This window comes from Streptomyces sp. NPDC050161 (assembly GCF_044460025.1).
Lineage (GTDB): Bacteria > Actinomycetota > Actinomycetes > Streptomycetales > Streptomycetaceae > Streptomyces.
The window spans coordinates 47077-57518 of record NZ_JBITJM010000031.1 but is presented as its reverse complement, the minus strand read 5'-3'; the positions used below and the strand labels follow the sequence as shown (position 1 = coordinate 57518).

Annotated in this window: 12 protein-coding genes; 9 read left to right on the top strand and 3 right to left on the bottom strand. The window is 67.9% G+C overall.

The annotated features are described in order from the left end of the window. Positions 1-148 precede the first annotated feature (148 nt). Positions 149-448 carry a helix-turn-helix domain-containing protein gene (locus tag ACIBK8_RS33115; RefSeq protein WP_399046086.1) on the top strand — a complete coding sequence of 100 codons (300 nt, stop codon included), beginning with the start codon at positions 149-151 and terminating at the stop codon, positions 446-448. 124 nt (positions 449-572) lie between these two features. Here the strand turns inward: ACIBK8_RS33115 and hemC are convergent, their stop codons facing one another. Next, positions 573-1535: a hydroxymethylbilane synthase gene (gene hemC, locus ACIBK8_RS33110; RefSeq protein WP_399046085.1), complete on the bottom strand. Its 963-nt coding sequence runs from the start codon at positions 1533-1535 to the stop codon at positions 573-575. A 427-nt stretch (positions 1536-1962) separates the two neighbouring features. Between hemC and ACIBK8_RS33105 the strand changes: the two genes are divergently transcribed. The 8 genes from ACIBK8_RS33105 to ACIBK8_RS33070 all read left to right on the top strand — a co-directional run bounded on the left by ACIBK8_RS33105 (position 1963) and on the right by ACIBK8_RS33070 (position 7957). Next, positions 1963-3156: a hypothetical protein gene (locus tag ACIBK8_RS33105; protein ID WP_399046083.1), complete on the top strand. Its 1194-nt coding sequence runs from the start codon at positions 1963-1965 to the stop codon at positions 3154-3156. A 193-nt stretch (positions 3157-3349) separates the two neighbouring features. Then, positions 3350-3577, top strand: a complete 228-nt coding sequence (locus ACIBK8_RS33100) for a hypothetical protein (RefSeq protein ID WP_399046081.1) — start codon at positions 3350-3352, stop codon at positions 3575-3577. Beyond that, complete coding sequence (locus tag ACIBK8_RS33095; protein ID WP_399046079.1) at positions 3558-4082, top strand: DUF6879 family protein; 525 nt, start codon at positions 3558-3560, stop codon at positions 4080-4082. Before ACIBK8_RS33100 ends, ACIBK8_RS33095 begins: the two co-directional genes overlap by 20 nt. Before the next feature lie 19 nt (positions 4083-4101). Next, positions 4102-4953: a helix-turn-helix domain-containing protein gene (locus ACIBK8_RS33090; RefSeq protein WP_399046077.1), complete on the top strand. Its 852-nt coding sequence runs from the start codon at positions 4102-4104 to the stop codon at positions 4951-4953. Between the two features lie 286 nt (positions 4954-5239). Further along, positions 5240-6313, top strand: a complete 1074-nt coding sequence (locus tag ACIBK8_RS33085; protein WP_399046075.1) for a radical SAM protein — start codon at positions 5240-5242, stop codon at positions 6311-6313. After that, the gene (gene amcA, locus ACIBK8_RS33080) at positions 6285-6479 is read left to right on the top strand and encodes a multiple cyclophane-containing RiPP AmcA (protein WP_399046073.1); all 195 of its coding nucleotides are present in this window, start codon (positions 6285-6287) and stop codon (positions 6477-6479) included. Before ACIBK8_RS33085 ends, amcA begins: the two co-directional genes overlap by 29 nt. 64 nt (positions 6480-6543) lie before the next feature. Further along, entirely contained in the window at positions 6544-7224 is a 681-nt protein-coding gene (locus ACIBK8_RS33075) for a pentapeptide repeat-containing protein (protein ID WP_399046072.1), read from the top strand. A 13-nt stretch (positions 7225-7237) separates the two neighbouring features. After that, positions 7238-7957 (top strand): hypothetical protein, encoded by a 720-nt coding sequence (locus tag ACIBK8_RS33070; protein WP_399046070.1) that lies wholly within the window; start codon positions 7238-7240, stop codon positions 7955-7957. 92 nt (positions 7958-8049) lie between these two features. Here ACIBK8_RS33070 and ACIBK8_RS33065 read toward each other — a convergent pair whose 3' ends face one another. Both ACIBK8_RS33065 and ACIBK8_RS33060 read right to left on the bottom strand, forming a co-directional pair. After that, entirely contained in the window at positions 8050-8934 is an 885-nt protein-coding gene (locus tag ACIBK8_RS33065; RefSeq protein ID WP_399046068.1) for a phosphotransferase family protein, read from the bottom strand. Further along, entirely contained in the window at positions 8931-10307 is a 1377-nt protein-coding gene (locus ACIBK8_RS33060) for a helix-turn-helix domain-containing protein (protein ID WP_399046067.1), read from the bottom strand. Before ACIBK8_RS33060 ends, ACIBK8_RS33065 begins: the two co-directional genes overlap by 4 nt. Between the last annotated feature and the right edge of the window lie 135 nt (positions 10308-10442).

Below are 10442 nucleotides of genomic sequence, written 5' to 3'. Positions count from 1 at the left end.
AAAAATATTTGTAAACACCCCCGGGGTTGTTCCCCAACTCCACCGCCCCCCCCCCCCCACGGGCCGCCCCCAACCCCCAAAAAGTTGGGGGCGGGCCCCCCCCCCGCCGCCCCCCCGCACCACTCCTTGCCACGCGCCTGGAGCCCACATGCATAAGACACCGCATCACATCGGAGCCGTCCTGAAGCAGATCCGCCTGCAGGCCCTCCTGACCGCTGAGGAGGTAGCGCGCAGGACCGGCTTCACTCCGAGCGACGTCGCTGACTTCCTGTCCGGAAATAGCTGCCCCAGCAGGCTCTTCATCTCCCGCTTCGCGCAGATCAGCGGTACAGACCCACAACTCCTGCTCAACGTCTGGCAAGACGAGCGTGAACGACACCTCAAACAGTCGCTCCTCATCCCCCGCCATAGAGTGGACTTCTGCACGAACATCAGAAACCCGCGGTAGCAACAGCTGCTGCCACGAGGCCACAGCAAACGTCGCCCGGCAACATCCCGGGTGCACCCGGTTCCAGAAGCGCCCGGACACGGCGTCGGCCGGCAGCCTGGGCACCGGCGGGAATGGCGGAGAGTTACCCGGCGCTGAGGAGCTCTTCGGCTCCTCGGTCGTGGAGTTGCTGGGCAACGCGGTCGACGACCACTTGGTCGTCGCCGACCGGCTGGACGACCGTCGTACCCACGGAGTGCTCGCCGTCGGGACTGAATACGAACGCCTCGACGCGTACGTGGGTGCCGGGTTCGTCGTAGGCGGCGTGTACGGAGCAGGCGGTGTGGCAGTCGCCGCCCAGGGCGCCCAGGACGCCGCGCTCGATCCGCAACAGCCGTGCCGCTGCCGGATCGTTGACGGCGGCGAGCAGCTGGGCCGCGAGGGCGTCGCCGGCGCGGTGTTCGACGATCACGAATCCGGCGCCGGTGGCGGGCAGGAAGTCGTCGACGGGAAGGACTTCGGCTGCGCGGTCGGCGAATCCGATGCGCTGCAGGCCGGCGTGGGAGACGACGAGGGCGTCGAGGCGCGGAGCGGTGCCGGGTGCGTCGAGCCGTGCGATCCGGCTGTCGAGGTTGCCGCGCATCGGCGTGACGGTCAGGTGGGGGTGGCGGGCGCGGAGTTGGGCGGTGCGCCGGGGAGCGATGGTTCCGACGATGGTGCCGGCGGGGAGTTCCGCGAGGGTGGTGGGCTGTGTTCCGGCCGGCAGGACCAGGGCGTCGCGGGGGTCTTGGCGGGTGAGGACGGCGCCGATTTCGACGAGGCTGCTGCGTTCGTGGGGGCCGGGGAGGTCCTTGGCGCAGGAGACGGTGATGTCGGCTCGTCCCTGGATGAGGGCTTGGTCGAGTTCGCGGACCCAGGCGGCTTTGCCGCCGACGGTGTCGAGGGGTCCGGTGTGCCGGTCGGCTGTGGTGGTGATCTCGGCGAAGTGGGTGGCGAGTGCGGGGTGGGCGTCCTTCAGCAGGCTGGCGACGTGGGCGGCCTGGGTCATGGCCATGGTCGACGTGCGGGTGCCGATGATGGTGCGGCTGGGGGTGGGGAGGTTGGTCACGGGTGCCTCTGGGGCCGGAGGCGGCAGGTGCTGGCCTGGCCGCCTGAGCGGAATCGGTCGGAGCGGGCGCGCTGTTCACCGGCGGGTGGCCGGGGGGCGGCTCGCGCTGCCTGTGACCGCGGCAGAACCGGAGCCCGTCTCGGGCGATGCCGGACACCTTACCTACCTGCAGTCCGGACAGCGGCTCACCCCGGCGGCGGCGACAGCGTCGTAGCGGCATAGAGCTGCTCCGGGCTCTGTCCCGTGTCAGGGCGGCCGGTGATGCCACCTGCCGACGGCGGTACGTCCCAAGCCCGGAAGCGACGCTCGACGGGCCTGTGCAACGGCGTGCAAGTTTGTGGCGATTACGGCTAGTTACCCCGTAGCTTCCTTCTCTGCGTCAGCACCCGCGTCCCGGGTGTTCAGCGGTGGGAGGAGAGGAATCGCGGTGAGGTACGAGGAGTTGCTCGACGAGATGGCCGGCAGCGGGGCCCTCACCCCGCGGTGGCGACCCGTGTTCGACAAGGCGCCGCGTCGGCATTTCGTCCCCCCGCAGCTCTGGGGCCAGCGGGACCGCCGCTGGCGCCGCATCGACCAGGGCAGGCATCCTGCCCGCTGGTACTCCCTCGTTCACTCCGACGAGAGCGTCGTCACGCAGCTCGACGGCGGCGACCGCGGTGGTGCGGGCCGGGTGACCGCATGCGGCATCCAGCCCAGTACCGTGGCCCGGCAGCTGGCCCACCTCGATCTGCGTCCTGGCATGCGGGTCCTGGAGATCGGCACCGGATGGACGACCGCCCTGCTCTGCGAGATGACCGGCGCCCGCAACGTCACCAGCGTGGAGATCAACCAGCAGACCCTCGACATCCACCGTGCGCTCCTTGACGCACGGGGCTATCGCCCGGAGATCCTCCGTGCCGACGGCCTCCGCGAGGCAGTCGGCCGTGCACCGTTCGATCGGATCCTGGTCACCTGCGCCCTGCACGATGTTCCCTGGACCTTGATCGGCCGCAGTGGTCCCGGAGGGCTGGTCAGCCTGCCGTTCCGTTCATGCGGGCTGATCACCCTGACGGTTGCCGACGACCGCCAGTCAGCCGCCGGCACCTTCCACGCCCCCGCCTTCTTCCCCTGGGCCTACGGCCACCGGCCGGCCAGCCAGTTGAGCATCGCCGGCGGAGAGAGGCCGCGCACCAGCGCGGCCGTCGTGGACCCCGTGCTCCTGGCCGGCAGCCGCGGTGCTCAGGCATACGTGGGCCTTGTGAAGTCCCCCTTGCGCATGGAGGAGATCGTGCGGGAGGAGTTGTTCGAGCAAGGCACGGTCGACCACGTCCGCCTGCACGACGCCGCAGCGTCCCGAGCGGTGGTCTTCTCCACGGCCCCGCACGTGGTCTACCAATGGGGCCCGCGCAGCCTCTGGGACGAGGTCGAGGAGGCGCTGGACCGCTGGCGAAAGCACGGAAGTCCCGGCCTGCCCGATCTCGGCCTCGAAATCACCCGGAACGGGCTCCGCGCGGTCAACCACCGCGCCCCAGGCGACAGCTGGACACTGTCCGCACCCACAGGCTCCCCCGCCTCCCCGCGGCCACGGGCATCGTCGCGAAGCACACGTGGGCAGGCGCTGAGAACCTCTCGTCGCGGATGACAGGAACTCCCGGTCCGGCCGACAGGCCCGGACGACTGCTATTTCCGTTCGCACGGACCACAAGGAAGGTGGCCGAGATTCGCGTGCGCCTGGCCGGGCGGGCGTGCAAGCTCGTGCAAGTTCCGTGCGCTGACGGTGCCTTCGGTGCCAAGCTGTTGAGGAGAGATCGTCGGCTTCGAACGAGGAGGACCAGATGGCCCTGCGGATGCTCGGCAAGGACCCGGAGAGCAAGTCGGGCGGCTCACCTACGATTTACCTGGACGAGGCCAAGGACTCCTATCTGGTCCAGGGGCTGAAGGTCGCCGACCAGGAGCGGCTGAGCCAGCTCGACCTTCCCGCACACGAGGATGTCGTGGAGATTCCCCGGCGGATGGTCCAGTTCTTCCAGGAGATGCCAGGGGATGCCGGTGCCGACGTTTGAGGAGCTGCTGGGCTCGGCCAAGGTCTCGGCCGTGCACCTGGAGATGCGCGACGGCTACATGCCCTCCGACCCGGCGTTCGCCGCCTGGAAGCAGGGCGCGCTGACCGACCCGGTGGGTGATGACGCCGACTTCCAGAACTGGCTGCGATGGGTTTCCGACGCCACCGGCCGCGGGGTCGCCATCCGCCGTGCCCGGGTGGTCTCCGTGCCCGAGTCGGACAACATCCGCTTCGAGCACTACGTGTCGGACGCCAACGTGAAGGCCGGCGAGAACATCCGCTGGCTGCCCCGCCGCCGCGCCACCGGCATCCCCCTGCCCGGCAACGACTTCTGGGTGTTCGACAACGAACTGGTCCTGGTCCTGCACTTCGACGGCGACGGCGAGCCGGCCCCCGACTGGATGGAACTCACCCGGGACGAGAGCGTCCTCGGCCTGTGCACGAGCGCGTTCGAGGCCGTGTGGGAGCGGGCGGTCCCCCACACACAGTACCAGCCGACCGTGTGACGAGGTAGCGACAAGAACTGTGGGAGAGTCCCCTTCCTCCGCCGTCCAGGAAGCCCGTGCTGCCCTGGGCAGCCGGCTGTGCCGGATCCGCAAGGCGGGGGGCTTCAAGACGGCACGGGCCTTCGCGGCCCGTGCCGGATGGAGTGAGTCCAAGGTCTCGCGCATCGAACGCGGCCTGACCACACCTTCCGAAGACGACCTGGGCCGGTACGCCGAGCTGTGCGGGGCGCCGAAGGAGCTGGCCGATCTCCTCGCCTCCGCGCAGAACATCGAGGAGATGTACGTCGAGTGGCGGCGCCTCAAGGGTGAGGGTCTGCGTCCGGTTCAGGAAGCGCACGTGCCGCTGTACGAGCGCACTCGCCACTTCCGCGTCTACGAGCCCGGGGTCATCCCCGGCCTGCTGCAGACGCCCGACTACGCCCGCGTGATGATGGGGCGCATCATCCGGTACTGGGGGATCCCGGACGACACCGAGGACGCGGTCGAGGTCCGCATGGGCCGCCAGCGGGTCCTGCGGGACGCGAACCGGCAGTTCGGCATCCTGCTGGAAGAAGCGGCGCTGCGCGCCCGGTTCGGGGACGCGGAGGTCATGGCTCCTCAACTCGGCCATCTCCTGACCGTCTCCGTCCTCCAGCAGGTCAGCATCGGCATCATCCCCATGACCGCGGACCGCACCATGTGGCCGCTGGAGGGATTCTGGATCTTCGACGACGAACGGGTCATCATCGAGCTGGCCACCGCGCAGGTCACCATCAAGCAGCCCAGCGAAGTCGCCATGTACAGCCGCATGTTCGCCGACCTCGCCGACCTCGCCTGCTACGGCAAAGCCGCCCGCGCGCTGATCACCGAGGCCATCGACGCCCTGGAATGAATCCGTGCAAGCGCGTGCAAATTTGTTGAGACCCGGCCGCCGGATTGCCGATGCTGTCCTCACCTCTGACGGACACGACGAACCGGTGGTGACGCGTGACCATCCCCAAGAACTCTCCCCGCTATACCGGCACGACAGCCGTGAGTATCTCCCCGACACCGATTGCGGCCCTTCACGGCAGCGGCTTCGCGGGCCCGGGTGACGGCACTGCCGCACGAGCTCTCACGGTGCACGGGTTCCAGGACCGCCGGTGAGCCGGCTCGCGGCGGCACCGCGATCCGTGATCATGCAACCGACCACACAGTGCCAGCCGCTGGACTGCACCTACTGCTATCTGCCCTTCCGCAAGCTCCGGCACCTCATGCCGCAGGCCGTGGCAGACGCTGTCGCGGCAGCGGTCAACGTCTGGGCAGCTGCCGACTCCCGGTTCGAGGTCGTATGGCACGGCGGCGAACCCCTGGCCGTCGGCCGCGACCACCTGGCGGCACTCATGGCCCCCTTCCAAGGCGCCAAGCACACGGTGCAGACCAACGCCGTTCTCCTCGACGACGCCTGGTGCGCCTTCCTCAAGGAACGGGACGTCGGTGTAGGCATCAGCATCGACGGCCCTCCGTCCATGAACACCCACCGCGTCACCCGCGCCGGGCACCCCGCGTTCCGGCTGATCATGCGGGGCGTCGAACGGCTGCGGCGCCACGGCATCCCGTTCTCCGCCATCGCCGTCGTCTCCGACCCCGACCCGGCCAGCGCGCAGGAGTTCTACGACTTCTTCGTCGAACTCGGCTGCCGCTCGCTCGGGGTCAACATCGAAGAGCACGAAGGCGTCAACACCACCGCCGACAGCCCGCCGGCACGGGCGACGGAATTCTGGGAAGCCCTCACCTGCGCGTGGCGCGCCCACCCTGTACTGGAAGTGCGGGAGATCAGCCGTGTGCTCGGGTTCGCCCGCACCGTGCTGGATGGCGGTACTGCCCCACTGTCGGCGGAGCAGGTGTGGGATCCGCTGCCCACCGTCGCCTACGACGGAGGCGTGGTTCTCCTCTCCCCCGAGCTGGCCGGCTTCCACGACGTGCGGCTCGGGGACTTCACCACCGGCAACGTCATGGACACCGGCCTGGCCGTGCTGCTGGAGCAGGCCGAGGAACGCACCCCGTGGCTGGCGGAGTTCTGGCGCGGCATCGACGCCTGCCGGGCCACCTGCCCGTACATCGCCTTCTGCGGCGGCGCCCACCCCGCCAACCGCTACTTCGAGCACGACGGGCGGATGGACGGTACCCGCACCCGCTACTGCACCGCCTCGAAGATCGCTCTATTCGAAGGAGTCACCCGCCATGCCGATACCTTCGCCCACAGCCACTGACCGCATACACGCCTCGGCCAACGCCCTCCAGGCGCTGATCGACCTGACCCCCGACCACCCCCATCTCGGGCTCGACTCCGAGTTCGACAACCGGTCCACCTGGGACAACACCACGTCAACCTTCGACAACCGTCCCACCTGGGACAACTGGAACAAGAAGCGCTAAGCAGCATCGCCGGGCGGGCCGCACCTACGCGGCCCGCCCGCCCACCACCATTGGAGACCTCCTCGTGCAGACCCGTACCTTCGGCCGCCTTCAGCTCACCCTGCCCGCACTGGACGAGCCCGGCTTGTACCTGTCCAACGTGACGAGCCTGGAATCGGGCCGCGGCCACGTCCAGGACTTCCAGTACACCGACGCCAGCCTGCGCGCCCTCGACCTCGCCGACACTCAGCTGATCACCGGCCGCATCACCAACCTGCGCGCCTCACGCGTCCAGCTCCAGTCCGTGAACCTCCACGCCGTGGACTTCGACAGCTGCGACCTCGGCTCCGTCCAGTGGAGCGAGAGCAAGCTCAGCCGTGCCGTGTTCCGCAACTGCAAGATCATGGGCGCCGACCTCGCCAGCCTGGCTCTGGACGACGTGCTGTTCGAGAACTGCAAACTCGACTACACCGCCTTCTCCCGGATCCGAGCGACAGGTCCCGTCGTCTTCACCGGCTGTTCCCTGGCCGAGGCGTCCTTCACCGGCTGCGACCTCAGCAACACCGTCATCCGCGAATGCTCCCTGCGCGAGACCGAGTTCCGCTCCGGCCGCTACCACGATCTGGACCTGCGCGACACCGACCTCTCCACAGTGCGCGGGATCACCCACCTCAAAGGGATCACCATCGGCCGCGCCCAGCAGCCGCAACTGACCCAGGCCCTGCTGACCGAACTCGCGGTCACCTACGGCGACGGCATCGACTGACACCGGAGGCGCCATGCCGCTGAACATCGCCCTCACCGACCTCGCCGCCTTACAAACCCGCTGCCAGATAGCCAACGTCCGCACGGCGTGCCGCGAACCACGATACGAAGAGCAGGCCGCCGTCCCTTCCGGCCGGTGGCGCCCGCTGCCCGCGGCCATCGGCAGGCAGCTGGCGGCCGAGCCCGGCAGCGCGAGCAGGACACTCGTGGAAATCGTGAAGCCGCCCCCGCCCGCCGGCCCCGACGCGCTGCCGGACTACGGGGCCGAGCTGGGCGGCTCAGACACCACCTACCTCGGCCAGGCCCACAGCAAGCCTGGATCCCTCACCACCACCGGCAACCCCGCGAACGGTCAACTCGTCGGCCTGCACCTGGACAACTGGGACCGGCTGCCCTACGAAGCCAAGGACACCGGCCGCCGACGGCTGTGCCTCAACCTCGGCCCCGGCACCCGCTACCTCATCCTGTGCCTGACGAACGCGAAAGCCCTGTGCCGCGCCGCCCATCCCCACGACTACACCAGCCGCTACCCGCACACAGACGATATCCGGGCCTTCATCACCGCTGGCCACCAACTGCCCTGCATTCGCATCCGCCTGGACCCCGGCGACGGCTACATCGCCCCGACCGAATACCTCCCCCACGACGGCTCCACCGAGCACCAGAACGAGCCCTCCAGCGCCGCCTTCTGGCTCGGACACTGGCCACGAAGCACCCTCCCGCCACTGATGTAGCGAGTGAGCTCTTCCTCTGGGCTCAGTGAGGCGAGGGTGCGACCAGCATTCATGGCCTCGTATCACGGGGCGCCTTGCATCTGTCTCGGCGGTTACCCGACCGCCTCCCAACCCCACGGGCGGGGACCGCGTCGGCCTCGTACGCAGTCAATGCGATATTGCGCCTGCGCAAACGCGGCCGAGTCGTAGTCTGCGGTCTGCAGGGCGAAGGTCACGAGCCGCAGCTCACGGATACCGCGCAGGGTTTCATAGCCCGGCCAGGCCATGACGTCGTACCCGTACAACTCGCAGTACGTGTGGTACTCCTCCTCGGTCAGGCTGCCGAACGTGTCGTACGCCACTGCAGTCGACGTCAAATCCCACTCCGGAGGACCCACCGACGTGCGCTCGAAGTCCAATAGCCGGGCCTCGCCCCCCGATACCGCACAGTTCCCACGCCACGCATCTCCATGGATCACGCACGCTGGACGTCCTGCTGGAAGGGCTTCCCATTCCTGCCTAAGGTCCTCCAGCCGACGAAGAAGCCACTGCCGATCGTCTTCGCCCACCGTTCGCGCTGAGGAGATTCGATTGGCAACTCGGACGAAGGGGTCCAGCTTCCCGACCGGGAAGGAAGGCTTGGGCAGGTCGTGCAACTGCCGTAACAACGGCGCGAGATCGGCCTCCGTGCCAGGTTGATGCGGTGGGAGAAGTTCCCAGAAGGTCGCGGCTCGGCCGCAGGCGTGGACAGGCTGTTCCACAGGCAGCGGCCGAACTGCTGGCACAGCGTTGTCCGCAAGCCACCGCGCGACGGCAACCTCGCGGGTTGCCACGTGCTCCTGACCGACGCGTGAAATGCGAACCACGATCTCGTCAGGCAATCGCCACAGGTCATTCTCACCAAGCCGTATGGGCTTCGCCCCGGCCGCTGGGAGTCCTGCGGCTGCGACGATGGTTTGTAGTACGGCGAAGGACTCCCTTATTCGCGAGGCGATCATGCGATGACGGTAGCGGCTATACGATCCCGCAACGTTGCCACCGCGGGGTTGCGGGCGTATCGCAGAGATGCCTTGGCGAGGCTCTTGACGTCGTGGACCGCCCGCTTCGATCGCAGTCGTCCGACTTCGTCGAGAGCTTTGTGGGCAGTAACCACGGCCGGCTGAGGGTCACCGGTCGCCATCATCAGGGTGGCCAACTTCGTTCCTGAGAGGGCGCGCGAGCGTACGTACGCATCGGTGTGCTGATCGATCGCTGTCTGGAGCCGGTGCGTGGCCATCACGGCTGACTGTCCGGGCAGGACCGCGAGGTCGAATGCAGCGTGTCCGGTGTCTCCGTGGTGCTGCGCATTGTCGTAGTACTCCATCCACACGTCGTCCTCCCCCTCCTGGGCCCGGCTGAAGATCTCGTCCGAACGGCCGATCGCGGTTGTGGCCTCCTGCGGACGTTGCATCTTCGCCCACGCCCTGGCGGTGGCGTTGTGAAGCATCGCTCGTTCGCGAGGGGTGAGGCGATCGGAGCGCACCAATCCATTTTCGGCGTGAGTCAATCCGGTGTCAGGCGCGCCGCACCAGATCGCCTGCCGTGCCAGCCAGTTGAGGGCGCTCGCCCGAAGATGCCAGTTGTCCGCCTGTTCGGCGCACTGCCGACCGAACTGCAGGAGCCGGACTGCGTCCTTATGTTCGTAAGCATCGAACGCACTCGCCCCCATGACGATGGACAGGCGTCCCACTGCGGAGAAGAGTTCCGCTTCCAGCACTGGGGGGTAATGGACTTCGAGCAGGCCCCTGGCCCACGTCAACTGGCCAACCAGAGAGCTGCGGACGATGCCGCCGCCCCCATAGAGATTGTCCCATCTGGCGAGGGTGGTTGAGGCGGCCCTTACCTGTTCGATGTCTTCAGGACGGACGAACTTGGGGAGCGGTGTCTGGCCGAGCTCTGGGACTAGGTCAGCGAATGATCCGGGGGCGACGGCGGCGAGGCTCCCGACGGTGAGGAATGATCGGCGTTCCATGGGTGACGGGCTCCGATCCAGAAGGGCGGGCTGGTCCGCGTCAAGCATGCCCATGGCCTCGGCAGCGATGCGGTCCGTCACATGAGTGGTAGGGGGGCTGTCCGCATTGGCGCGCCTCCTGTCCGCATCCTCTTCTACGAAACGCCACAGTCGCCGCAGGGCTCCGCCTGCCTCCAGCGCATCGTCCAACCTACTCGCCAGCGCGGCGTCGCAAGGACGCTCATTCTTCTCGATGCGCTCGATCGTGGTGCCGCTGAGGTGGACCTTCAGCCCTAACGCTCTTGAGGACATGCCCCTGACGTTGCGCCAGTTCCTGAGTTCCATGCCCCACCAGGCACGTACGGACTTCGTGTCGTCCAAGGGACGTGGTTTCTGCGGCATGCCTTCCCCCTTCGACGCCCTGATGCGGACAACGTTGGTGAACGCGGACTGTCCGCATCACTGCCCAGTAACGCGGGTTCTTCCTGATTCTGTTCAGCTCTAGCCCACTCAATG

Coding starts and splice junctions, on each gene's coding strand:
- ACIBK8_RS33115 (WP_399046086.1), top strand. CDS start 149: ATGCATAAGACACCGCATCACATCGGAGCCGTCCTGAAGCAGATCCGC.
- ACIBK8_RS33100 (WP_399046081.1), top strand. CDS start 3,350: ATGGCCCTGCGGATGCTCGGCAAGGACCCGGAGAGCAAGTCGGGCGGC.
- ACIBK8_RS33095 (WP_399046079.1), top strand. CDS start 3,558: ATGCCGGTGCCGACGTTTGAGGAGCTGCTGGGCTCGGCCAAGGTCTCG.
- ACIBK8_RS33085 (WP_399046075.1), top strand. CDS start 5,240: ATGCAACCGACCACACAGTGCCAGCCGCTGGACTGCACCTACTGCTAT.
- amcA (WP_399046073.1), top strand. CDS start 6,285: ATGCCGATACCTTCGCCCACAGCCACTGACCGCATACACGCCTCGGCC.
- ACIBK8_RS33070 (WP_399046070.1), top strand. CDS start 7,238: ATGCCGCTGAACATCGCCCTCACCGACCTCGCCGCCTTACAAACCCGC.
- ACIBK8_RS33065 (WP_399046068.1), bottom strand. CDS start 8,934: ATGATCGCCTCGCGAATAAGGGAGTCCTTCGCCGTACTACAAACCATC.